The organism is Microbacterium sp. RU33B (assembly GCF_900155915.1).
GTDB lineage: Bacteria > Actinomycetota > Actinomycetes > Actinomycetales > Microbacteriaceae > Microbacterium.
Window position 1 is genome coordinate 291159 of the sequence record NZ_FTPO01000001.1, and the last position, 23997, is coordinate 315155.

Consider the following 23997-nt stretch of genomic DNA (forward strand, 5'->3'; position numbering starts at 1 on the left):
GTCAGACCCTCACATCGAAGACGTGTGACGCTCACGGCGGAGATCGTGGGCGACACGTCGGGTTGCGGATGCCGCGCCCGGCGCGTCGCCCCCATTCGGATGTGTGCTCGGGGTCACGGGCTTCGCCCGGCGCAGCGCCCGCAGGATGGGTCGGCCCACGACGACGAGGCCGATGACCGTCGTGACGGCGCGGAGCGTGTCCCACGTGGCCGTGGAGGTCACGAGCGAGTAGATCAGGAAGCTCCCCAGGTTCTCGGCGACGGGGGCGCCGGGCACGTACGAGATGCCCGTGCCGGTGCCGACCGCGAACGGCCAGAACCACATGTTCATGATGAGCCCGAACGCGTACGACGCGAGGACGTCGTAGAGGCACAGCATCCCGATCTCCGCCCAGCCCCGCACGCGGCGGGGGAGGAGCCCCGCGCCGGCGGCGACCCAGCCGCACGCGAACATCTGGAACGGCGTCCACGGACCGATGCCGCCCGCGACGACGGCGGAGATCGCGATCGAGAGGGCGCCCAGCAGCAGGCCGAACCGCGGGCCGAACGCACGCCCCGCGAGGATCAGCAGGATGAACAGCGCCTCGACACCACCCACCCCCGTGCCCACGATGCGGATGGCCGCACCGATCGCCGCCAGCGTGCCGAGGAGGGCGAGGCTGTGCGCGGAGCGCACCGTTCCGTCGAGCAGCGACAGCGCGACGAGCACCGCGAGGGGTGCAAGAGCGAGGGCGACGTACGGCACGGCGCCCTGCGCCTGGGTCGGGAGGGCGCTCGCGACGAGCGGCCACAGGAACGCGGACGCTGCGGCGAGGTTCGCGAAGAGGAGGGGGAGGATGCCGCGTCCGGCGAGTGCGCGCCGCGCGCCGCGCGCCGCGCCTCCGGTCACGACGTCGGGTCCGGGGAGGGGCGCACCGATCGTGGGACGCAGAGCCGCCGGGCGGTCGTCCACCCGGCGGTGCGGGACGTCACGGGCGTCGGGGGTCCGCACGAGGAGGGGCTCGCCGAGGCATCCGTCCGCCATCGGGACCACGCGATCGGCGATCGCCGCGATCACGTCGGCGTCGTGCGTCGCGATGAGCACGGCACCGCCGCTCGCGGCGTGGCGCCGGAGGGCGGCGGCGACGAGGGCGGATGCCTCGGGGTCGAGCCCCCGCGTGGGCTCGTCCACGAGCAACACGCGCGGTCGCGCGAGCGTCTGCAGCGCGATCGCGAGGCACCGTCGCTGACCGACCGACAGGTCGCGGGGGTGACGGCGGAGGAGGTCGGCGAACGGAGCGCTCTCGGGGGCGAGGCTCAGCAGGCCCGCGAAACGTGCCGCGGCATCGTCGGTCGCCGCGCGTCGGTCGGCTCGCCGGCACTCTGCCGCCACGGTGTCGCAGACGAAGAGGTCGTCGGAGGCATCCGGCACGAGGGAGACCGCACCGCGCGCGATGGGCGCTCCGTCGACCGTGATCTCAGCGTCGCCGGTCGGTAGTGCGATCGCGGCGAGGAGGCTCGACTTGCCCGCACCGTTGGGTCCGCCCACGGCCACGATCTCGCCCGGGGCGATCGCGAGCGAAGCATCCCGCACCACGGACTTGTCTCCGTGCCGCACCGTGAGACCACGGGTCTGGAGGGCCGCGGGCACGGAACTCCTCACGCACGGCGTCGGCTCCGGCGTGTCGCGGCTGATCGGTCCTCCGAATCCGACGATCGACGGAGATGTCGGCGCCGCCGCGGCGGGGGCCACGGCGACACGCACCGCGCCGTCGACGACGGAAAACCAGGCATCCGCCACCGCCGCGAACTCCGCCGGGCGGTGCTCGGCGACGACGACGCACATGCCCCCCTCGTGGGCCAGCTCGCCGAGCAGCGCCACGATCCGCCCCCGGTAGCTCGCGTCGAGGTCGGCGAGGGGCTCGTCGATCACGACGAGGATGGGTTCGTCCACCACGGCGGCCGCGATCGCGACGAGCGTCGCCTCGCCCGCCGACAGCTCGCGGATGCGTCGCTCGAGGAGTCCGCTGATGCCGATCCGCTCCGCGACGTCGCGCACGCGGGCATCGCGCAGCACGGGGGCGACGCCCCGCAGCTCGAGGGCGAGGCCGATCTCGTCGAAGACCGTCTCGGTTGCCAACGCCTCACGCGGATTCTGCAGCACGACGCCGACGGTGCGGGCGGTGTCGCGCGGCGGCACGGAGTCGCGATCCCGCCCGACGACGCGCACCGCGCCCGACGAGGTGCCGCCGTCGACGTGCACCAGGAGTCCGCTGATCGCCCTCAGCACGGTCGACTTCCCCGAGCCCGTCGGGCCCGACAGCACCGTCAGCGATCCGCTGCCGAGCACGAGCTCGGGCACGCGCACGATCCCGGTGCCGCCATGACCGAGCGCGGCATCCCGGATCTCGACCGGGTGGGCGCAGTCGCCCTCGAGCGCCCGGCCTGCGAAGCCGCGCAGTTCGAGCGCGGCGGCCACGGCGGTCGCGCGTTCGAGCGTGCGCTCCAGCACGGGCGAGAGCAGCCGCACTCCGCCGCGTTCGCCGCGCAGCCGCCGCGCGAAGCGCACGGCCCGCACCGCATCGGCGAGGGCGGGGAGCGTCGCCCACGCGATCACCAGCGCACGAGCGATCCCGCGGAACGGTCCTCGCCGCGCGCCGCGTGCGAACAGACGCGAGATGTCGAACACCGCGTTCAGCAGGCCGAAGACCAGGATGGTCGCGGCGATCGGCACCGCGCTCCACGCCGCCGCGGCCACCCCGTCGAGGGTCGCGGGTCCGAACATCGCGACGTGCCCGAACGGATCGGGGAGCCGCACCACCGGGAGATCCCACAGGACCGGGCCCGACCCCTCCGCGCCGTGGAAGACGACGCGGTAGACGACCCGGACCCCGACGAAGCCGACGGCGAGAGCCGCCGCGGCGCGCAGGGGTCCGGGCCGGAAGCTCACGCGGCGGGTGCGGCCGGTTCGTCGTTCAGCACGAACAGCAGCTCGAGGCTGTCGCCCGGCTCGAGCTGAAGGGTCGACAGGCCCTCCTCGGCGTAGCCCCACTCTCCCGCCGCGGGCTTCACCCACAGCGACCAGTACGCGAACGCCGGAGGCATCGACTCGCACGACTCGGTGACGACGGTGCCGTCGGCGGCGGTGAGCTCGGTCTCCGCCGACGGGACGCCGTCGACGCGGCACACGATCTGGTCGGGATACTCGGTCGTGCCCTCGACGACGACGGCGGCGATGGCGAGGGCATCCGCCGCGCCGATCGGCTCGTCCGTGACGACGCACGTCGTGCGGTCGACGGTCTCGTCGAGGTCGCCGGAGTCGATGACCACCGTGACCCCCTCGCCGGCCTCGCAGGCGACGTCGGAGAGCACCGGCGACGTGCCCTCCGGCGCCGAGGCGCTGGTTTCGGGGGCGGCCGTGCCCGCGCACGCGGAGAGGGTGAGGGCGAGGCCGGCCAGGGCGGCGAGGACGAGTGTGCGGGTCTTCGAGGTCACCCCTCCAGGGTAGGGCTCGCCGCACGCGCCCTCCCGCCCCGTGACGACGTGCGTCGCGCGCGTAGGCTGGCCCGATGAGCGTTTCGGACCTCTTCGACGAAGACCAGTGGATGCCGGCACCCGGCGCGGAGGCGTACACCGACATCACGGCGCACGTCTCCACGGACGGACGCATCGCGCGCATCGCGTTCGACCGACCCGAGGTGCGCAACGCGTTCCGGCCGCACACCGTCGACGAGCTGTACCGCGCACTCGACATCGCACGGCAGGATGCCCGCATCGGCGTCGTGCTGCTCACCGGCAACGGCCCGTCCGCGAAGGACGGCGGCTGGGCGTTCTGCTCGGGCGGAGACCAGCGCATCCGCGGCCGCGCGGGGTACGAGTACGTGGGCGACCCGTCGGCGACCTCGGCGACCGCGAGCGGCTCGGCGGACGGCGACGCGGAACGCGCCGCGCGCGCGGCGTCGGGCGGGCGCCTGCACATCCTCGAGGTGCAGCGGCTCATCCGGTTCATGCCCAAGGTCGTGATCGCGGTGATCCCGGGGTGGGCCGCCGGCGGCGGGCACTCGCTGCACGTCGTCTGCGACCTCTCGATCGCCTCGGCGGAGCACGGGCGCTTCAAGCAGACCGACGCCGATGTCGGTTCGTTCGACGCCGGCTACGGCTCGGCGTACTTCGCGCGCCAGATCGGACAGAAGTTCGCCCGCGAGGTGTTCTTCCTGGCGGAGGAGTACTCCGCGCAGCGCGCGTACGAGATGGGGGCCGTCAATCGCGTCGTGCCCCACGCCGACCTCGAACGGGAGGCGATCGCGATGGCGCGGACGATCCTCACGAAGTCGCCGACGGCGGTGCGGATGCTGAAGTTCGCGTTCAACGCCGTGGACGACGGTCTCGTCGGCCAGCAGGTGTTCGCCGGCGAGGCCACGCGCCTCGCATACGGCACCGACGAGGCGGCCGAAGGTCGCGACTCGTTCCTCGAGAAGCGCGATCCCGACTGGTCGCCCTACCCGTGGCACTACTGATCTCCGCGGTCGCCCGAGGACCGCGATGAGGCTCGAGCCGCTCGCAGGCGACGACCCGCGCGACATCCTGCGCGCGCTGAAGGCCGCCCTGCACGGCGCCGGCCCCGCGCTCGGTCTCGGCATGGTGCGCGCGATGCCGGACGAGGTGCGCTCCGGAACGGCCGTCGTCGTCACGACGTCGGGCTCCACCGGGGTGCCCAAGAGCGTCGTGCTGAGCCGCGACGCCCTCACGGCGTCGGCGCTCGCGACGGCAGCGCGCATCGGCGAGGGGGCGTGGCTCCTCGCTCTTCCGGCGAGCTACGTCGCCGGGCTCCAGGTGCTCGTGCGCGCCGTCGTCTCGGGACGCGAGCCCGCGGTGCTCTCCGGCACGTTCTCGCCGACATCCTTCGCCGCGGCGGCGCTCATGATGACGTCGAGCGACGGTGGACGCCGCGTTCCGACGTTCACGTCGCTCGTGCCGGCGCAACTGTCGAAGCTCCTCGACGCGGCCGAGCACGACCCCGTCGTCGGCACGGCGCTCCGCTCGTTCGAGACGATCCTGGTCGGCGGCCAGGCGCTGCCGGCCGCGACCCTCGAACGCGCGCAGAGCGCGGGCGTCCGGGTGGTGCGCACGTACGGGTCCTCCGAGACGAGCGGAGGCTGCGTCTACGACGGCCGGCCTCTCGACCGCGTGGGGGTGCGTGTCGTCGGCGGCGAAGTGCAGATCTCGGGCCCGACGCTGGCCGAGGGGTACCTCGCGGACGAAGAGCTGACGGATGCCTCGTTCCTCCGCGGCCCCGACGGCACGCGGTGGTACCGCACGGGCGACGCCGGCATGTTCGACGACGGAGTGCTGAAGGTGCGCGGACGCCTCGACAACGTCATCGTCTCGGGCGGCGTGAACATCTCGCTCGATCGCGTCGAGCGCACCGTGCGGTCGGTGCCCGGACTCGCCTCCGCCGTCGTGGTCGGCGTGGCCGACGCGAAGTGGGGGGAGGCATCCGTCATCGTCGCGCCCCGCGGCGAGGCGCTGCGGCGCAGCGAGACGGTGCAGCTCGAGGCGGCCAGGGCCGCGGTGGAGGCCGAGATCGGGCCGTTCGCGCGGCCGTCGCGCATGGTGCTCGTCGACGAGATCGCGACGCTGCCGTCGGGCAAGCCCGACCGCGAGGCGATCCGCCGCGCGATCCCCGCCGTCGGCGCCTGACTCACGCGGCTGTGCGAGGTCCCGTGTCGATGACGCAGAACCGGTTGCCCTCCGTGTCGGCCAGCACGATCCAGTCGGCGTCGTCGGGATACCCGTCCCAGTCCACCTGTCGGGCGCCGAGGCCGAGGAGGCGCGACACCTCCGCGGCCTGGTCGTCGGCGTACAGATCGAGGTGGATGCGGGGCGGATAGTGCTGCGGGTACCCCGTGACCGAGAGCGCGATGCTGGCGTCGGGGGCGTCCCATCCGGCCTTCCCCGGCGGATCGAGGATCACCCAGTCGTCGGTCGGCTCGCTGCGGTTCACGAACCCGAGCGCAGCGCGCCAGAAGTCGCCGGCCCGGTCGAGGTCCTCCACGGTCATCACAACCGTCCCGATGGTGAGCATGCGGTCATTCTCCTCGCCGATGCGCACGGTGAACAGTGTGCGCATCGCCGGGGCCTCTAGGATTCGTTGACGTGGCAGGCACACCCCGCAAGAAGCGCACCCGCACCGGACCTCCGAAGAAGAGACCCCACGGCAATCCGCAGAAGGCGCACGTCTCCGGCGATCCGCGCAAGGTCGAGCCGGCGACGTTCCGCGACTGGATCGGCGCCGCGCGGCTGCGCACCCTGCCGCTCGCCTTCACCCCGGTGCTCATCGGCACGGGCGCGGCATTCGTCGTGGATCGGCAACTGCACTGGCTCCTCGCCCTCGCCTGCCTCGTCGTGGCGGTCGCGCTGCAGATCGGCGTCAACTACGCCAACGACTACAGCGACGGCATCCGGGGCACCGATGACCACCGCGTGGGCCCGGCCCGCCTGACCGCGTCGGGCAAGGCGAAGCCGCGCACCGTGCTGACGGTCGCCCTGCTGTTCTTCGCGATCGCCGCCGCGGCGGGGATCGCGATCGTGATCCGCACGGGACAGTGGTGGATGCTGGCGGTCGGCGCGGTCTGCATCGTGGCCGCGTGGTTCTACACCGGCGGCAAGCGGCCCTACGGCTACAACGCGCTCGGCGAGCTGTTCGTGTTCGTGTTCTTCGGGCTGGTGGCCACGCTCGGAACGACGTACGTGCAGGTCGGCCAGGTCCCGCAGGAGGCGTGGTTCGGCGCCGTCGGCGCGGGACTCCTCGCCTGCGCGGTGCTGCTGGCGAACAATCTGCGCGACATCGATCAGGACCGCGAGGCCGGCAAGCGCACGCTGACCGTGCTCATCGGCCGTCGCGCGACGCGGATCCTGTTCACGCTCTTCGTGCTCGTGCCGTTCGTTCTGTCGTCGTTCCTCGCGCTGTTCTACCCGATCGCGTGGCTCGCGCTCATGGCCCTGCTCGCGGGACTGCCCGCGATCCTGATCGTGTGGACCTACCGTCTGCCGAAGGAGCTCGTGGTCGCGCTCGCGCTCACGTCGCTGACGTCGGTCGCGTACGGAGCGTTCCTGTTCTGGGCGTTCGTGGGCTGATCAGCGCGCGTCGTCGGATGCCGCATCCTCGACGTCCTCGTCGGACGGCGTGGCAGGCCGACGGCGCTCCGCGAGTCCGGCGGTGGCGTCGTGGAGTGGCTTGCGCAGGAAGATGATCGACAGGCTCAGGCCGATGAGGGCGGCGAACACCGCCGACAGAAGGTAGAACTCGCGACCGATCGGGAAGAGCATGAGGATGCCGAACGGCACGAAGAAGGCGAGCAGCCGCAGCACGGTGTAGAGGAGGGCGGAGCGGGCGTTCACCCCTCCATGCTAGGCGTGCGCCGTCTCGGTCCGGTCACGGCGGGCCTCGTCCGCGCACACCCGCCTAGGATGGAAGCGTGTTCCGCATCTGGTTGATCGTCGGCTTCGTCGCCCTGGTCTTCTGGGTGTTCGCGATCGTGGATGTCGCCGTGCAGCCCGCGACGCGGCACCGGGCCGTGAGCAAGCCGGTCTGGATCGCGATCGTGGTCCTCCTGCCCGTCCTCGGCGGTCTGCTGTGGTTCGCGGTCGGACGCATCCGCCGCTCCACGGCCGCGTCCCGCCGCGCGCCCGACGACGACCCCGAGTTCCTCGGCCGCATCGGATCGATCAGCGATCAGGACGAGCGCATCCGCCGCCTCGAAGAGGAGCTCGCGCAGCTCGACGCCGAGGGCGAAGACCCGCGGTGGGGTCGGGTCGAGCCTCCCGTGGCCGGAGAAGAGGGCGCCGAGCCCCCGGCGAAGGGCGCCGATCTTCCCGACGACGACGAGAACCGCGGACAGCGCGGGGCCGTCGGCTAGACGTGGAGCCCGAGCTCGCGGACGATCCCCGTGCCGCTCCGTCGCCGGCGACCGACGCTGCAGCAGCATTGCTGTGCGCGCTCGCCGAGCAGGGCGTCCACCACGTCGTCCTGAGCCCCGGCTCGCGCTCCCAGGCGCTCGCCCTCGTCGCTGCGGAGCTCGAAGCCCGGGGTGCGCTCAGCCTGCACGTCCGTCTCGATGAGCGCGTCGCCGGCTTCACCGCCCTCGGCATCGCCCAGGAGACCGGGATGCCGGCGGCGGTGGTGTGCACGTCGGGCACCGCGACGGCGAACCTGCTGCCCGCCGCCCTCGAGGCGCACCACGCCGGCGTGCCGCTGCTGCTGCTGACCGCCGATCGTCCGCCGGAGCTGCGCGGAGTCGGGGCGAATCAGACGACGCGGCAGCCCGGCATGTACTCGCCGAACATGCGGCTCGAGACCGATCTGCCCGTTCCCGAGCTCACCGATCCCGTCGGCGACGGCGACCAGAGCGTCATGATGCGCGCTGTCGCGGCCGAGGCCGTGGCCGCCGCGCTGGGCGCCGGCACCCGATCGCCGGGGCCGGTGCATCTCAACCTTCCGTTCCGCGAGCCTCTCGCCGGCACGCTTCCCGACTGGCTCGGGATGCCGCAGGCCGAGCTCGCCGTCGAAGCCGACCCCGACCTCGACGGCGTGCCCGCGGTGGACGAGCCGGCCGACGAGGTGTTCGGCGCGCTGTACCAGGGCGGTGGCGGCATCGGCGAGGCCGACGTGCCGACCGAGCCCGACGACGATCCGCACATCCTCGTGCGCGGCCCGCGCACCGTGGTGATCGCCGGTGCCGGCGCCGGACCCTCCGCGGAGTCGCTGGCGCACGCGGGCGGGTGGCCCCTCATCGCCGAGATCGTCAGCGGCGCGCGCTTCGGCCGCAATCTGGTCCACGGCTACCGCGGCCTCCTCGCGGACCCCGAGCTCGGCGGTCGCGTCGAGCGTGCCGTCGTCGTGGGGCATCCCACCCTCTCCCGCGAAGTGGCGGCACTCCTCTCCCGCGACGACGTCGAGGTGCTCGCGGTGCGGGGGCCGGGCGAGCCGCTCAATCTGAACGGCTCCACGACCGCCGTCGACGCCGTGGTGGCGGCGTCGGGCGATGCCGACCGGGAGTGGCTCGGATCGTGGCTCCGCGCGTCGCGCGCGGCCGCCGTCGACCTGACGCCGCCCGCTCCCGACGTGGACGGGCTGTCGTCCGCCGTGCCGAGCGAGCGGCTGGGCGCGATCGCGGCCGAGCTGCAGACGATCCGCACGCCGCTGGACCGCATCGCCCTCGCCGACGCCGTGTGGCGGGCGACCTGGCCGCACGACCGGCTCGTGTTCGGCTCGTCGCGGCTCGTGCGTGTGGCCGACGCGGTGCTGGGGGGCAAGAAGGTGCCCGTGCGGTCCAACCGCGGGCTCGCCGGAATCGACGGCACCGTCGCGACGGCGCTCGGGGTCGCGATCGCCAGCCAGCGCGGCGGGCGGGCCGGGGTGACGCGCCTGCTGCTGGGCGACCTGGCGTTCCTGCACGATGTCGGCGCGCTGCTGATGCCGGCGACGGAAAGTGAGCCCCGCATCCAGGTGATCGTCGGCAACGACGGCGGAGGCACGATCTTCGACGGGCTCGAGGTCGCAGCAGTGGCAGGCCGAGCGGCGATGGACCGCGTCCTGTACACGCCTCAGCACGCCCGACTCGAGCAGCTCGCGCTCGCGTACGGCTGGGAGTATCAGCGCGTCACCACCCGCACCGCCCTCGACCAGGCACTCACGTCGCCGGTCGGCGGCCGACAGCTCATCGAAGTGCCCCTCGACAGGTAGACCTCCCCGCGGGCGCGCCGCCATGATGAGTGCATGACTGCGAAGAGCCACCTGAACTGGACGGACGATCCTGCCGACCTGCTCCGCGTGGGCGAGGGATTCCGCCTCGCCGACGTCGACCCCGACGCGAAGCCGGGCTATTCCGGAGGGAAGAAGCACGGCGCGGTCGACCTGGCGGCCGGCGTCGATGCGCTCGACGAGCTGCAGGAGCGGCTGTACGCCGAGAGCCGCGCGGAGGCCACGCAGGCCTCCGTCCTCCTCGTGCTGCAGGCGATGGACTCCGCCGGCAAGGGCGGCATCATCCGGCACGTCGTCGGATCGGTCGATCCGCAGGGTGTCTCGCTCACGGCGTTCAAGAAGCCGACCGCGGAGGAGCTCGCGCACGACTTCCTGTGGCGCATCGAGAAGGCCGTCCCCGAGGCGGGGTTCATCGGCGTCTTCGATCGCTCCCACTACGAGGACGTGCTGATCGGCAGAGTGCGCTCCCTCGCTGCGGAGGAGGAGATCGAGCGCCGGTACGGCGCGATCAACGACTTCGAGAAGCGGCTGACGGATGCCGGCACCCGCGTGGTCAAGGTGATGCTGCACATCTCGCCCGACGAGCAGAAGGCACGCCTGATGGAGCGGCTCGACCGCGCCGACAAGCACTGGAAGTACAACCCCGGTGACGTCGACGAGCGCCAGCTGTGGCCGGCCTACATGGACGCGTACCAGACCGTGTTCGACCGCACCTCGACCCCTCATGCGCCGTGGCACGTGATCCCGGCGAACTCCAAGTGGTTCGCCCGCCTCGCCGTCCAGGCGCTGCTGCTGGCCGCCCTGGAAGACATCGACCCGCAGTGGCCGACCGCCACGTTCGACGTCGCCGCCGAGAAGGGTCGCCTGGCCGCGACGTGACGCTGCTCGTCAGGCCAGGGCGTCGACGATCGGGCGGAACTTCACCCGGGTCTCGATGAGCTCCGATTCCGGATCGCTCCCCGCCACGATCCCCGCGCCGGCGTATGCCGTGACGGGAATGTCGCTCGAACCGCCGTCGTCGACCTCGAACTGCGCGCAGCGCAGCGCGATCGCCCACTCGCCGTCGCCTGCGGCGTCGATCCAGCCCACGGGGCCCGCATAGCGGCCTCGATCGAACGGCTCGAGGCGGCGGATGAGGTCGATCGCGGCGTCCGTGGGGGTTCCGGCCACCGCCGCCGTCGGATGCAGCGCGTGCACGAGATCGAGAGCGGATGCCGTGCCGCCGAGCTCGCCCTCGACATCCGTCGCCAGATGCCAGACGTTCGGGAGCTTCAGGGTGAACGGCGCCTCGGCGGCCACGAGCGCGCGTGTGTGCGGACGGAGCGAGGCGAGCACGCTCTGCACGGCGAACTCGTGCTCGTCGAGGTCTTTCGCACTCGTCGCGAGGGCGGCGGAGGCTGCGACATCGGCATCCGCGTCGGCGCCGCGCGACGTCGTGCCGGCGAGCACGCGCGCGGTGACGGTGCCGCCTCTCACGGTCACGAGGGTCTCGGGGCTCGCGCCGATGAGGCCGTCGACGGCGAACGTCCACGTGTCGGGGTAATCCTGCGACAGCGCGCGTGCAAGGCGGCGGAGGTCTGAGCCGACCGGGACGGTGCCGCGGAGGTCCCGCGCGAGCACCACCTTGCCGACGTCGCCGTCGGCGATCGCGCGGAGGCCGGCGCGCACCGAATCCATGTAGCCGGCGGCGGTCTGCTCGCCGGGCCCGACCGCGCCCGCCCAGTGCGGACCGTACGGGGTCTCGTGGGGCGCGGAGGCGCGGCCGCCGGCGGCGTCGTGGATCGTCGTGACCCACGACCTGCCGCCTCGCCGGCCGACGACGACGCCGGGGACGGTCAGGATGCTGCGGTGGCTCGACCCTCGATCGAAGGTCAGCGCGCCGAAGGCGAGGAGGCCCGTGCCGGGGAGCTGCACGTCGTCGTCGACCTCGGCCGCGGCCGCGATCTCGGTCCAGCGCTCGGAGAGCCACGTCGCGTCCGCGCCGGCAGCGGCGACGAGTCCGTACGTGATGCCGAGACCCGACATCCCCTCGCCTCGCCGCATCCAGACGAGCGGATCGTGCGGAGACGTGAAGGGCAGGAGGTCCTCGACCGCGGGGATCTCGCGCGTCCGGACGATCAGACGCGGAGCGGAGAAGGTCACACGTCAAGCCTAGACTCGCGTTCGTGGCCCCAGACCGACCCGCACCCGGTACCCGACTCCTGTTCCGCTGGCGAAAGTGGGACGCCTCGCCCCACTGGCATCACGACTGCGTCTACCTCGGCTCCGACGAGTGGGGCGACTGGTTCGGCCAGCCGGCCGGGTGGACGAGCTCGCGGCCCGGACGAGACTTCGTCGCCACCGCGCCCAACGTCACGCTCCTCCCGCCGAGCGGCGACTACGCGCTCACGGTGAACGCTCCGCCGCGTCGAGTCCGCATCTACATCGACATCGCATGGGACGGCCGCTGGGAGGCGGGCGTGCCGACCGCGGTCGACATGGACCTCGACGTCGTGAAGGCGATCGACGAGCGCGGCATCTGGATCGACGATCGAGACGAATGGGACGAGCACCGCGTGCAGTACGGCTATCCGCTCGACATCGTCGCGACCCTCGAAGCGCTCGCCGTCGAGCTCGAGCAGAAGGTCACGGCATCCGTTCCTCCGTTCGACGATGCCACGTCGGATGCCTGGCTCCGCCGCCTCGCCGAGCTCGTTCCCGACGACGCGGCCTAGACTCGACGGGTGACCGAGCACGAGCCGAACCGCGCAGACCTGCAGAAGGACCCGTCGCGGGTGAGCGGCATGTTCGACCAGGTCGCCGCGGGCTACGACCGCACCAACACCGTCCTCAGCCTCGGCAACGATCGGTTCTGGCGGGCCGCCACGACGCGCGCGGTCGCTCCCCGAAAGGGGCAGCGCATCCTCGACCTGGCCGCCGGCACCGGGGCCAGCTCCGTGGCCCTCGCGCGCAGCGGGGCCGACGTGGTCGCCGCCGACTTCTCGCGCGGCATGATCGCCGAGGGGCGTCGCCGTCACGGCGGCATCCCGAACCTGTCGTTCGCAGAGGCCGACGCGACCGACCTGCCGTTCGGCGACGCCGAGTTCGACACCGTCACGATGTCGTTCGGGCTGCGCAACGTCAACGAGCCGAAGAAGGCGCTGCGCGAGCTTCTGCGGGTCACCAAGCCCGGCGGCCGGCTCGTGGTGTGCGAGTTCTCGCAGCCGCCGTCGCGCGCGTTCAACGGCCTGTACCGCTTCTACAACGACCGCATCCTCCCCGTCGTCGCGAAGTCGGTCAGCTCCAACGCCGAGGCCTACGACTACCTCAACGAATCGATCCGCGACTGGCCCGATCAGGCGCGTCTGTCGGCATGGATCCGCGAGGCCGGGTGGACCGATGTCGCCCACCGCAACCTCTCGATGGGCATCGTCGCGCTTCACCGTGCGACCAAGCCGAAGTCCTGACGCACGGCTCGCGTCCCTCCGCCCCCGGTAGGCTGGACTCGTGGCTGGCTCCATCCCCGGTTCGCGCGTCGCGCGGAAGCTGGGTCTCACCGATCGCGTGTTCGCGGGTGTGAGGTCTCGGCGTCTGCTGTCGACCGTCGAGAAGGGCCTCATCGCGGTCGATGCGACCCTCGAGAAGGAGCTGCGCGTCACGGACGCCCTCGCCGACGCGACCAGCCGCTACCTGTTCGATGCCGGCGGCAAGCGGGTGCGCCCCATGCTGGCGCTGCTCACCGCGCAGCTCGGTGACGGCGCGACGTCCGACGTCGTGCAGGCCGCGACCGCTCTCGAGCTCACGCACCTCGGATCGCTGTACCACGACGACGTCATGGACGAGGCCGACCGCCGCCGCGGTGTGCCCAGCGCCCACGCCGTGTGGGGCAACAACGTCGCGATCCTCACGGGAGATCTGCTGTTCTCGCGCGCGAGCCAGATCATGTCGCGCCTCGGCGACCGCGCCACGCGCATCCAGGCCGACACGTTCGAGCGGCTCGTCCTCGGGCAGATGCACGAGACCGTCGGCGCGCAGCCGGGCGATGACCCGGTCGCGTTCTACCTGCAGGTGCTGGCCGACAAGACCGGGTCGCTCATCGCCGCCGCCGCGCAGTCCGGAGTGATCTTCTCGGGCGGCGATCCGGCGTTCGAAGAGCCCATGGTGGTCTTCGGGGAGAAGGCCGGCGTCGCCTTCCAGCTCCTCGACGACGTCATCGATCTCTCGGCCGACCCGAACGAGACGGGCAAGGTCCCCGGCACCGATCTGCGCGCGGGCGTGCCCACCATGCCCTTCCTGCTCCTCGGCGAGCAGTCGGATGCCGCGTCCCGCGCCCTGCGCGACCGCATCGACGACGGCGTCCGCCTCATCGCCGACGGCGCCGATCCTGCGATCCTCGACGTCGCGCTCACCGAGCTGCGCGACCACCCCGCGACCCAGCAGACGCTCGATCTCGCCCACACGTGGTCGGGTGAAGCGATCGCAGCCCTCGCCCCGCTTCCCGACGGGCCCGTCCGCGAGGCGCTCACGCGCTTCGCCGAGGCCGTCGCCGACCGCTCCAGCTGACCTCCCGCACTCCGGTCCCCGAGCTCGTCGAAGGTCGGCCCGCGCACCGGACCGGAGACTCCGAAAGGATCATCAATGACCAAGCTCAGACTCGCGATCGTGGGCGCCGGCCCCGCCGGAATCTACGCGGCGGACATCCTCCTCAAGGCCGAGCGCAAGTTCGACGTCTCGATCGACCTCTTCGAGCAGCTCCCCGCGCCCTACGGCCTCGTGCGCTACGGCGTCGCCCCCGATCACCCGCGCATCAAGGGCATCATCAACGCCCTCCGCGAAGTGCTCGACCGCGGCGACATCCGCATCTTCGGCAATGTGCGCTTCGGTCAGGACATCACCCTCGACGACCTCAAGCAGCACTACAACGCCGTGATCTTCTCCACCGGCGCGATCCGCGACGCGGGTCTCGAGATCCCCGGCATCGACGCGACGGGCTCGTACGGCGCCGCCGACTTCGTGAGCTGGTTCGACGGTCACCCCGACGTGCCGCGCACGTGGCCTCTGGAGGCCGAGTCGGTGGCGGTCGTGGGCAACGGCAACGTCGCCCTCGACATCGCCCGCATGCTCGCCAAGCACGCCGACGACCTCCTCCCGACCGAGGTGCCCGACAACGTGTATGCGGGACTCAAGGCCTCGCCCGTCACCGACGTGCACATCTTCGGACGCCGCGGACCCGCGCAGGTGAAGTTCACGCCGCTCGAGCTGCGGGAGCTCGGCGAGCTCCGCGACGTCGACATGGTGGTCTACGACGAGGACTTCGACTACGACGAGGCGTCGAAGGCGGCGATCGCGAGCAACAAGCAGGTCATGGTCATCGACCGCGTCCTGCAGTCCTGGCGCAAGCGCGACTCCGTGAACAACGCCGGGGGAACGGCATCCCGCCGTCTCCACTTGCACTTCTGGGCCAAGCCCGTCGAGGTGAAGAAGGACGCGGACGGTCGCGTGGCGGCACTCGTCTACGAGCGCACGCGACCGGATGCCGAAGGCGGCGTCGTGGGCACGGGCGAAATGCGCGAAGTGCCGATCCAGGCGATCTACCGCGCGGTCGGGTACTTCGGTTCGCCGCTTCCCGGCATCCCGTTCGACAAGCGGCACGGTGTGATCCCCAACCACGAGGGTCAGGTCCTGCAGAAGGACTCCAACGAGCGCGTGCCCGGCGTCTACGCGACCGGCTGGATCAAGCGCGGACCGGTCGGCCTGATCGGTCACACGAAGTCCGACGCGATGGAGACCGTCGGTCACGTCATCAACGACCAGGCGTCGTGGTGGCAGCCCGCCGATCCGTCTCCCGAGGCGATCCCCGCCCTGCTCGCGGCGCGCGGGGTCGCGTGGACCGACCTCGACGGCTGGCACCGCCTCGACCAGCACGAGATCTCGCTCGGCGAACCGCACGGCCGTGCCCGCGTCAAGGTCGTCCCGCGCGAGGACATGGTCGCGATCTCCCGCGGGGAGTAGGTCCCGCGAGCACATGACGTCGCCTCGATAGGGTGGAGCGATGGCGGACGAGTGGATTCCGGATGTGCTCGGCGAGGGCTTCGAGCAGCTGACTCTGCCCCTCGGGACGGACCACGAGGGCGAAGTCGTCGCGACGCTCGTGCGGCACCTGCCGCAGTGGCGCATCCATCTGCGTCCGCTTCCGCTGCACGACGTCGACGTGCTGTACGTGCACGGCTGGTCGGACTACTTCTTCAACCGGCGCCTCGCGCGCTGGTGGGGTGACCGCGGCGCCCGCTTCTACGCCCTCGACCTGCGCAAGTACGGACGCAGCCTCCGCGACGGGCAGACGCCGGGCTACATCACGAACCTCGACGACTACGACGCCGAGATCCGGGCATCCCTCGTCGCCATGGGGCGTGAGGCGGACGGCTCGGGCGAGCGCAAACTCGTGCTGCTCGGGCACTCCACGGGCGGCCTGACACTCGCGCTGTGGGCCGACCGCAACCCCGGCGTCGTCGACTCGGTGATCCTCAACAGCCCGTGGCTCGAGTTCCAGCTCAACGCGGCCACCCGTGCGGCGATCGCGCCGGTGCTCGGCATCCACTCGAGGCTCCGCCCTCTCGACAACTGGCCTCAGGTCGATCTCGGCTTCTACGCGCGCGCCCAGGCCGAGGCCGTCGACCCCGAAGACCCGTACGAGGTCAACGAGGCGTGGCGCCCGGCGCACACGATGACGGTGCACGTCGGGTGGATCAATGCCGTGATCGCCGGCCACGCGCGCGTCTCGGCCGGTCTATCGATCGACGCCCCCGTCTGCGTGCTCCTCTCCGCGCGCACCGCCCTGCCCACCCGCTGGTCCGAGGAGCTGACCCGCACCGACAGCGTTCTCATCGTCGACGACATCGCCAAGGCGTCGCTGAAGCTCGGCCCGTCGGTGATGGTGGAGCGCATCGACGGTGCGCTGCACGACGTGTTCCTATCGCGTCACGACGCGCGCGAGCTCGCCTACGCCCGCATGGACCGCTGGGCGCAGTCGATGATCGCAGGGCGCTGAGTCGTCGCCTTAACGCCGTCGGCCCTCCCGGGGCAGGCCCTGTGCGGGCGGCCTCGAGAGGGCCATTCAACGACCTCGGTGATCATCTGCGAGTGCTGGGGACACCCTTGACGCTGCTGGGGACAGCGGAGATGAAACCACGTGTCAATGCCGTTCTCCCTAACAGTAGCGCCGGAGAGAAACGTTTTATGTAGGCCTTTCGGGGGACAAAACTTGACATCTGGTCAGATTCTCGCCTCACGCCTCGAGGGTGTCCAGGATGCCGCTCAGCAGCTCGAACGTCGTGAGGGGACTGATGACGGCGAAGCGGAGCACCGGCTCCCCGGCGTGCGAACTGGGCACGACGAACGCGATCTGATCCTCGAGCAGCCGGTCCGACCATGCCTGGTAGTCGGCCGCGCTCCAGCCGTCGCGTCGGAACACGACGACCGACAGCTGCGGGTCGCGCACGAGCGAGAGACCGGGTCGGCGGGTGATCTCCTCCGCGATCTCGGCGGCGAGATCGATCCCGTACTCGATCGCCGCGCGATAGCGGTCGGTGCCGTGGGTGGCGATCGAGAACCACAGGGGCAGGCCTCGCGCACGGCGCGTGAGCTGGATGCCGAGATCCGACGGGTTCCAATCCGGAGTGTCGTTCAGGGTGTCGAGGTACTCCGCGTGCTGCGTATGGGCCGACCGCGCCCCGCTCGGATCGCGGTAGATCAGCGCGCAGGCGTCGAACGGCGCGAACAGCCACTTGTGCGGATCGACGATGAGCGAATCGGCGTGCTCGACCCCGGCGAACACCGGCCGCATCTTCTCGACGAGCATCGCCGCGAGGCCGTAGGCCCCGTCCACGTGCAGCCAGACGTCCCGGGAGCGGGTGACCTCCGCGATCGAGGCGATGTCGTCGACGATCCCGAAGTTCGTCGTGCCGCCGGTCGCGACCACGGCGAAGACCGCGTCCCCGTGCTCGTCGAGGGCGGCTCCGACCCCGTCGCCGTGCAGGCGTCCGGACGCATCCGGCGGCACGAGCACGACATCGACGTCCATCACCTCCGCCGCAGACGCGATCGACGAGTGGGCTTCCGCGCTGCACACGATCACCCACCGACGCGGGTTCTCGCGGCCGGCCTCGGCGCCTCGGGCACGTGCCCGTGCGCGCGCGGTCACGAGCGCGGAGAGGTTGCCGATCGTGCCGCCCTGCATGAACACGCCGCCGGATCCGGCCGGAAGGCCGAACTCCGACGCGAGCCAGTGCAGCACCTCGTTCTCGGCGAACACGGCGCCCGCGCCCTCCATCCACGAGCCGCCGTACACCGCGGACGCCGACACGACGACGTCGAAGGCGACGGATGCCTTGCTCGGCGCCGACGGGATGAACGACAGATAGGCGGGATGATCCGTCGACAGGCAGGCCGGCGCGAGCACGTTCTCGAACAGTCCCGCGGCACGGCGTCCGCCGATGCCCTTCGCCGTGATCGAGCCGCCGGCGAGACGGGCGAGGTCCTTCGGGGTGAGCGGCTTGTCGAGCGGCACGCCGGGGTGCAGCACGCGGTCGCGCGCATAGTCGAGCACCTGGTCGACGGTGGACTCCGTCTCGGGGGAGAAGGAGTGCATCGCGGCGGCGTGTGCGTCGGGGGTGGTCATGGTTCTCCTGTGATCATCGGAGCCGCGGTGTGCGCGGCGGCTCGGTCCGGCGACGGCCGGTGGCTTCGAAGGCGGCGGCGAGGGCGAGCAGCGCCGTATCGTCGTAGGCGCGTCCGGCGAACGTCAGGCCGACGGGCATCCCGATGTCGCTGAGCGTCCCCATCGGCACGGTCACGGTCGGGATGCCGAGGTGCCGCGGCACGAGATTGCCGTTGGCGACCCACACCCCGTTGCGCCACCCCGCGTCGGCCGACGCCGGATCGACGTCCATGTCGGCGGCGCCGATGTCGGCCATCGCGGGGAAGACGACCGCGTCGAGCCCGAGACCGTCGAGCCACTCCTCGACGTCGACGCGTCGGGTCTCCTCCAGCCCGCGAAGACCCGCTTCGAGGTGCGGGATGTCGTCGATCGCGTCGAAGGCCTGCGCGCGCACGAGTCCGGGATACTCCGCGATGTCATCGTCGAAGCCGTCGTAGCGGTCGGGCAGCGCACCCGGCACCGGGGGGAAGACCGTGGCGCCGTCGACCCGCTCGAGCCGGTCGAGGGCGGGATCGCCGTTCGCGCGGAGGAAGTCGTCCCATGCCCAGGCCGACAGCGTCGTGATCTCCGAGTGGAGGAATTCCGGGCTCACGAGGCCGCGGGTCGCGATCGTGGGGGCGCCGGGGCGGTCGCCCTCGTAGTTCGTCACCGCGGGGAAGTCGACCTCGATCACCTCTGCACCGGCCCGCTCGAGGTCGGCGCGCGCGGCTTCCCACAGTGCGATCACGGACGGCCGGGTTTCTACTCGTCGGCCGGTCGGCCCGCCGATGCCGCCCTCGGGGGCGGTGCCGGCTTCCGGGTCGGCGTTGACGTACATGCGGGGCACGCCGATGCGTCGTCCCGTGAGGTCGGTGCGGATGCCGCGATACGACGGCGGGCGCACCTGCGAGGCGGAAGGGAGGGCCACCCAGGGCTGTGCCCGCCAGAAGTCGCCGCGGGTCTCCCGGTCGTCGCCGACGATCACGTCGAGCACTTCGAGGAGATCGGCCATCGTGCGCGTGTGCGGCACGACGACGTCCATCGTCGGCACGAGCGGCCAGTTGCCGCGCACCGAGATGACCCCGCGCGACGGCGTGTAGGCGCACAGGGCGTTGCACGACGCCGGGGCCCGGCCGCTCGACCACGTCTCCTCGCCGAGCCCGAACGCGGCGAACGACGCCGCCGTGGCCGTTCCCGATCCGTTCGACGAACCCGACGCGAAGGCCGATGTGAGCCACTGCGCGCTGTACGGGCTCTCCGCGCGCCCGTAGAGCCCGCGCTGCATGCCGCCGTTGGCCATCGGCGGCATGTTCGTGAGCCCGAGGCAGATCGCGCCGCCCGCACGCAGACGCTCGATCGTGAAGGCATCCCGCTGCGCGACGAGATCCGCGAACGCGGGGCTGCCCGCCGCGGCCGTCAGTCCGCGCACGAGGTAGCTGTCCTTCGCCGTGTACGGGATGCCGTCGAGCGGACCGAGCGTCGCGCCCGCCGCGCGTCGTGCGTCGGAGGCGGCGGCTTCGGCGCGTGCGTCGGGGTTGCGCACGACGACCGCGTTCAGCGCCGTCTCGGTACCGGGGGCGTCGTACGCGTCGATGCGCGCGAGGTAGGCCTCGGTCACCTCGACCGCCGTGGTGGTTCCGGCTTCGAGGGCGGCGCGCAGATCGGCGATGGATGCCTCGACGACGTCGATCACGCCGTCACCGCGGGCTGCTGCTGGGTGATGCAGTGGATGCCGCCGCCGCGGGCGAAGATGGGCCGCGCGTCGACCGTCACCACGCGGCGCCCGGGGTACGCGTCCTCCAGGATCGCGCGGGCTGCGGCATCCGCCTCGGGCTCGCCGAAGCCGCAGGCGACGACCCCGCCGTTGACGACGAGGTGGTTGACATAACTCCAGTCCACGAAGCCCTCCTCGTCGCGGAGCGTCGCGGGCGCGGGCAGGTCGGTGATCCGCCACGGGTCGCCCGCGGCATCCGTCGACGCCTCCAGCACCGCGCGCAGCTCGCGCGTCACGGCGAAGTCGGGATGCTCGGGGTCGCGCTGCGCGTGCAGCAGGATGTGGCCGGGGGAGGCGATCGTGGCGACGATGTCGACGTGCCCGTTCGTGCCGAACTCGTCGTAGTCGCGCGTGAGGCCGCGCGGCAGCCAGACGGCGTGGGTCGTGCCGATCGTGCGGGCGAGCTCGGCCTCGACGCGCTGACGGTCGGCGAACGGGTTGCGCCGGGGATCGAGCTGCACGGTGTCGGTGAGCAGCACCGTGCCCCGACCGTCGACGTGGATGCCGCCGCCTTCGTTGACGAGCACGGAGCTGACGAGCTGCGCGTTCGTGCGCTCGGCGATGAAACGTGCGATCTGCGCCGACAGCGACCACTCCGCCCATTCGGGCGCACCCCAGCCGTTGAAGATCCAGTCGACGGCACCCAGCACACCGGGCCGCTCGTCGTCGACGACGAACGTCGGGCCGAAGTCGCGCATCCAGAACTCGTCGAGAGGCGCGATCTCGATCTCGATCTCGCTTCCGAGCATCCGCCGTGCGCGGGAGGCCTCGCTCGGGTCGACCACCATCGTCACCGGCTCGAACCCGGCCACGGCGTGGGCCACGTCGGTCCAGGCCGCATAGCCGCCCTCGCGCCACGCCTCCCCGTCGCCGAGGGTCACGCCCTCGCGCGGGAACGCCATCCAGGTGCGGTCGTGCGCGTCACCCTCGTGCGGCATCCTCCACGACATCGTGTCCCCCTCGTTCTTCGCTCGCTCAAGCATGCCCTCGTCGGGGGAGCGAGCGCGAGGGGCGCTCCGCGCGAGCCGGACTGTGGACAACCGGACGGTCGTGCTCGGGTGCGGCACGATGGAGCGGAGTCGACGAGGAGCAGATGACGAACGATCCGCAGCCCCCCGACGTGCTGGGCGATCTCTCCGACCTGATGCGCGACGAGCACCGGCCCGACGACGGCCGCGACACGGTCGATCCGGCTGCGGGTCGGCGTGGTCGGCGTGTCCTCCTCGGCACCCTCGCGGTCTTCGCGACGTTCGTCCTCGTCTCCGGCGGCTACGCGGCGTGGGCGCTCACCGCCCCGCTTCCTCCTCCCGTGATCTCGGCCGAGGCGCCGCAGGCGGTGCCGGCACCCGCCGCTGCGATCGTCCTGCCCACCGACGGCGCGTCGGCGATCAGCGTCACGGGCGGCGAGGAGTACCTCGGCGCGGACGGGTTCTCGCTGGCCGGGGGCATCGGCGAGGCGCGCCCGATCGCGAGCATCAGCAAGCTGATCACCGCGCTCGTCGTTCTCGACGCCCACCCGCTCGTGGATGCCGTCGACCCCGGCCCCACGATCACGTTCGACGAAGCGGATCATGACCTCTACGACGCGTATTACGTGCGGGGTGCCACGATCGCCGCGATGCCGACCGGCAGCTCGATGTCTCTGCATGATGCGCTCGCGACGATGCTCATCCCGTCGGCGAGCAATTATGCCGAAGCGGTCTCGACGTGGGCATTCGGTTCGCAGAGCGCGTTCCTCCGCGCCGCCCGCGACTGGCTCGACGCGCAGGGGATGTCCGGCACCACGATCGTGGAGCCCACGGGCCTGAGTCCGCGCAACATCAGCACCCCGGCCGATCTGATGATCCTCGCGAACCTCGCCGCCGCGAACCCGGCGATCGCCTCCATCGCCGCCACGCGCACGCTGGCGCTGCCCGGACCGGGCTTCATGACGAACACGAACGACCTTCTGGGCCTCGAAGGCGTCACCGGTCTCAAGACCGGGAACCTGGGGGAGGGCACCTACAGCCTGCTGTACACGGCGACCGTCGACGCGGGGCCGGCGTCACCGGTCCGTGTCACGGGCGTCGTGCTCGGCGGCTTCTCTCGCGACGCGGTGGACCAGGGGGTGCTGCTGACGCTGAGGTCGATCCGCGAGGGGTTCCACGACGTCTCCGTGTCCACGAGCGGACGCGGGATCGGCTCGGTGACCACGCCGTGGGGCTCGACCGCACGGCTCGTGATCGTCGAGAGCGAGACGATCTTCACGTGGTCCGACACACCGATCGACGTCGCACTCGACATCGACACCCCCGCGGCCTACATCGACGGCGAGGTCGTCGGCACCATCACGTGGTCGGCCGGCCCGAAGACCGCGCGCTCCGATGTGCGCATCGAGGGGACGATCGACCCTCCCGGCGCCTGGTGGCGACTGACGCACCCGTTCGAGCTCGGTGGCTGACGAGTCGGTTAGGGTCGGAGCATGGAGCAGCCCGACTCGTGGACCCGCATCGAGGAGAGCGACTTCGTCTCGCTGGGCACGTTCCGAAAGACCGGGGTGGTCGTCGAGACCCCCGTGTGGATCGCCCGCGACGGCGACGATCTCGTCGTGACGACGGAACGGGCCACCGGGAAGGTCAAGAGGCTCCGACGCAATCCGGAGGTGACCCTGCAGCCCTGCAGCCGCATGGGGGCGATCCAGGAAGGCTCGGAGAAGGTCACCGGGCGTGCCCGGCTCGTCGAGGGCGACGAGACCGCCGATGCGGCCCTCGCCGCGAAGTACGGCTTCCAGTTCCGTGCGATCCTCGGCGCCGAGCGGTTCGTCCGCCGCCTGCAGCGTCGCGAGGGTCAGCGCGTCATCATCCGCATCACGCGCGCATAGCCGGTCGCGGCCTTCGGTCGCTGCGCGACGTTCAGTCGCGGTGGAATCGGCGATCGTCGTTCGCGTAGGCGTAGTACAGGCCGATGAGGAGTCCGCCGCCGACGTAGTTGCCCAGCAGGACGATGCCGAGATTGCCGAGGGCGAGCCCGACGTCGATCCCGTCCTGCAGCCCGACGACGGAGAACAGCACCGTATTGGCGACCGAGTGCTCGAACCCCACGAAGCCGAACACGAACACACTCGCGATCATCACGAGCATCTTGCCGACGTCGCTCTTGATGAGGCCGTTGTAGACGAGCAGCATCGCGAGGTTGATCATGAAGTTGCAGAAGATCGCGCGGATGAACAGGTCGCCCCACCCCGCGACCCCCTCCGTGAGATACGAGAGCTTGTGGTCGACGGCCTCGACCATCTGGGTGCCCACTTCTCCGTCGCCCAGCGTCGAGAACTTCACCAGGAGGGCGACGAACAGGCCGCCGACGAGGTTGCCGGCGTAGCAGAGCACCAGGATGCGCAGGAGCCGCCACCACACGGCGCTGCGGTAGTAGGCGCCCACGGTGACGATCATCATGTTCGAGGTCAGCAGCTCGGACTTGCTGTAATAGATGAACACGAGCGCGAAGCCGAACACCACGGCGCCGATCATGTGCCCCACGCCGTCGAGCTCGCCTCGGGCGATGCCGTCGAACGCCGCGATGACGGCGTAGTACGTGAGGTACATCACGCCGATGATCGCGCCGGCCATCGCCGCGCGCATCAGGTAGATGCGGATGAGGGCGCCGCTCATGACCGTCTTCGTGTCCAGCGCGGTCAGCACCGTCGAGATGAACTGCTTGCCGGGGAACAGCTGACTCTGGTCGGTCATGCGGCTAGGTTCCCACGGAATCCGGCGACACGGGGTGCGCGCCGGGTCTCAGATCCTGGTGTCCGATGCGACGTGTCTCCGCC

General features: G+C 71.5%; 22 protein-coding genes. 13 read left to right on the forward strand and 9 right to left on the reverse strand.

Annotation, left to right across the window (positions count from 1 at the left end; genetic code table 11):
* Positions 1-9: 9 nt before the first annotated feature.
* Positions 10-2928 carry an ATP-binding cassette domain-containing protein gene (locus B0B14_RS01375; protein WP_076679630.1) on the reverse strand — a complete coding sequence of 973 codons (2919 nt, stop codon included), beginning with the start codon at positions 2926-2928 and terminating at the stop codon, positions 10-12.
* Positions 2925-3473 (reverse strand): hypothetical protein, encoded by a 549-nt coding sequence (locus B0B14_RS01380; RefSeq protein WP_076679631.1) that lies wholly within the window; start codon positions 3471-3473, stop codon positions 2925-2927. The genes B0B14_RS01375 and B0B14_RS01380 overlap by 4 nt, the downstream gene beginning before the upstream one ends.
* A 74-nt stretch (positions 3474-3547) precedes the next feature.
* Here B0B14_RS01380 and B0B14_RS01385 point away from each other — a divergent pair, with 74 nt between their 5' ends.
* Both B0B14_RS01385 and B0B14_RS01390 read left to right on the forward strand, forming a co-directional pair.
* On the forward strand, positions 3548-4495 hold the full coding sequence (locus tag B0B14_RS01385; RefSeq protein WP_076679632.1) for a 1,4-dihydroxy-2-naphthoyl-CoA synthase: 948 nt from the start codon (positions 3548-3550) through the stop codon (positions 4493-4495).
* 25 nt (positions 4496-4520) lie between these two features.
* Entirely contained in the window at positions 4521-5678 is a 1158-nt protein-coding gene (locus tag B0B14_RS01390; RefSeq protein ID WP_076679633.1) for an AMP-binding protein, read from the forward strand.
* A gap of 1 nt (position 5679) precedes the next feature.
* Here B0B14_RS01390 and B0B14_RS01395 read toward each other — a convergent pair whose 3' ends face one another.
* A complete protein-coding gene (locus B0B14_RS01395; RefSeq protein ID WP_076681204.1) occupies positions 5680-6063 on the reverse strand; it encodes a VOC family protein in 384 nt (127 codons plus the stop codon).
* Between the two features lie 71 nt (positions 6064-6134).
* On the opposite strand from B0B14_RS01395, the gene B0B14_RS01400 reads away from it, so the two are divergent.
* Entirely contained in the window at positions 6135-7115 is a 981-nt protein-coding gene (locus B0B14_RS01400; protein ID WP_076679634.1) for a 1,4-dihydroxy-2-naphthoate polyprenyltransferase, read from the forward strand.
* Here B0B14_RS01400 and B0B14_RS01405 read toward each other — a convergent pair whose 3' ends face one another.
* Positions 7116-7379: a DUF4229 domain-containing protein gene (locus B0B14_RS01405; protein WP_076679635.1), complete on the reverse strand. Its 264-nt coding sequence runs from the start codon at positions 7377-7379 to the stop codon at positions 7116-7118.
* A gap of 77 nt (positions 7380-7456) precedes the next feature.
* Here B0B14_RS01405 and B0B14_RS01410 point away from each other — a divergent pair, with 77 nt between their 5' ends.
* The 3 genes from B0B14_RS01410 to B0B14_RS01420 are packed head-to-tail and all read left to right on the forward strand — an operon-like array spanning position 7457 to position 10620.
* Positions 7457-7897 (forward strand): PLDc N-terminal domain-containing protein, encoded by a 441-nt coding sequence (locus B0B14_RS01410; RefSeq protein WP_076679636.1) that lies wholly within the window; start codon positions 7457-7459, stop codon positions 7895-7897.
* 2 nt (positions 7898-7899) lie between these two features.
* Positions 7900-9723: a 2-succinyl-5-enolpyruvyl-6-hydroxy-3-cyclohexene-1-carboxylic-acid synthase gene (gene menD, locus B0B14_RS01415; RefSeq protein ID WP_076679637.1), complete on the forward strand. Its 1824-nt coding sequence runs from the start codon at positions 7900-7902 to the stop codon at positions 9721-9723.
* 33 nt (positions 9724-9756) lie between these two features.
* Positions 9757-10620 carry a PPK2 family polyphosphate kinase gene (locus B0B14_RS01420; RefSeq protein WP_076679638.1) on the forward strand — a complete coding sequence of 288 codons (864 nt, stop codon included), beginning with the start codon at positions 9757-9759 and terminating at the stop codon, positions 10618-10620.
* A 9-nt stretch (positions 10621-10629) separates the two neighbouring features.
* On the opposite strand, the gene B0B14_RS01425 is transcribed toward B0B14_RS01420, so the two are convergent.
* Positions 10630-11883 (reverse strand): isochorismate synthase, encoded by a 1254-nt coding sequence (locus tag B0B14_RS01425; protein ID WP_076679639.1) that lies wholly within the window; start codon positions 11881-11883, stop codon positions 10630-10632.
* A 23-nt stretch (positions 11884-11906) separates the two neighbouring features.
* Here B0B14_RS01425 and B0B14_RS01430 point away from each other — a divergent pair, with 23 nt between their 5' ends.
* The 5 genes from B0B14_RS01430 (at position 11907) to B0B14_RS01450 (ending at position 16768) form a co-directional block, all read left to right on the forward strand.
* Complete coding sequence (locus B0B14_RS01430) at positions 11907-12455, forward strand: DUF402 domain-containing protein (RefSeq protein WP_076679640.1); 549 nt, start codon at positions 11907-11909, stop codon at positions 12453-12455.
* A 9-nt stretch (positions 12456-12464) separates the two neighbouring features.
* The gene (locus B0B14_RS01435; protein WP_076679641.1) at positions 12465-13187 is read left to right on the forward strand and encodes a demethylmenaquinone methyltransferase; all 723 of its coding nucleotides are present in this window, start codon (positions 12465-12467) and stop codon (positions 13185-13187) included.
* Positions 13188-13227: 40 nt separating this feature from the next.
* Positions 13228-14283 carry a polyprenyl synthetase family protein gene (locus B0B14_RS01440; protein WP_076679642.1) on the forward strand — a complete coding sequence of 352 codons (1056 nt, stop codon included), beginning with the start codon at positions 13228-13230 and terminating at the stop codon, positions 14281-14283.
* A 75-nt stretch (positions 14284-14358) separates the two neighbouring features.
* Positions 14359-15732, forward strand: coding sequence for an FAD-dependent oxidoreductase (locus tag B0B14_RS01445; RefSeq protein WP_076679643.1), 1374 nt, complete (start codon positions 14359-14361; stop codon positions 15730-15732).
* 40 nt (positions 15733-15772) lie between these two features.
* Positions 15773-16768, forward strand: a complete 996-nt coding sequence (locus B0B14_RS01450) for an alpha/beta hydrolase (RefSeq protein ID WP_076679644.1) — start codon at positions 15773-15775, stop codon at positions 16766-16768.
* Between the two features lie 237 nt (positions 16769-17005).
* Here B0B14_RS01450 and B0B14_RS01455 read toward each other — a convergent pair whose 3' ends face one another.
* The 3 genes from B0B14_RS01455 to B0B14_RS01465 are packed head-to-tail and all read right to left on the reverse strand — an operon-like array spanning position 17006 to position 21139.
* A complete protein-coding gene (locus tag B0B14_RS01455) occupies positions 17006-18397 on the reverse strand; it encodes a pyridoxal phosphate-dependent decarboxylase family protein (protein WP_076679645.1) in 1392 nt (463 codons plus the stop codon).
* A 13-nt stretch (positions 18398-18410) separates the two neighbouring features.
* Positions 18411-20108: an amidase gene (locus B0B14_RS01460; protein ID WP_076679646.1), complete on the reverse strand. Its 1698-nt coding sequence runs from the start codon at positions 20106-20108 to the stop codon at positions 18411-18413.
* The gene (locus B0B14_RS01465) at positions 20105-21139 is read right to left on the reverse strand and encodes an agmatine deiminase family protein (RefSeq protein ID WP_076681205.1); all 1035 of its coding nucleotides are present in this window, start codon (positions 21137-21139) and stop codon (positions 20105-20107) included. Before B0B14_RS01465 ends, B0B14_RS01460 begins: the two co-directional genes overlap by 4 nt.
* 143 nt (positions 21140-21282) lie before the next feature.
* Here B0B14_RS01465 and B0B14_RS01470 point away from each other — a divergent pair, with 143 nt between their 5' ends.
* Together B0B14_RS01470 and B0B14_RS01475 are read left to right on the forward strand one after the other, a co-directional pair.
* Positions 21283-22629 (forward strand): D-alanyl-D-alanine carboxypeptidase family protein, encoded by a 1347-nt coding sequence (locus B0B14_RS01470; RefSeq protein WP_076679647.1) that lies wholly within the window; start codon positions 21283-21285, stop codon positions 22627-22629.
* A gap of 21 nt (positions 22630-22650) precedes the next feature.
* A complete protein-coding gene (locus B0B14_RS01475; protein WP_076679648.1) occupies positions 22651-23049 on the forward strand; it encodes a PPOX class F420-dependent oxidoreductase in 399 nt (132 codons plus the stop codon).
* A gap of 31 nt (positions 23050-23080) precedes the next feature.
* Here B0B14_RS01475 and B0B14_RS01480 read toward each other — a convergent pair whose 3' ends face one another.
* A complete protein-coding gene (locus B0B14_RS01480) occupies positions 23081-23914 on the reverse strand; it encodes a formate/nitrite transporter family protein (protein ID WP_076679649.1) in 834 nt (277 codons plus the stop codon).
* Positions 23915-23997: the final 83 nt, after the last annotated feature.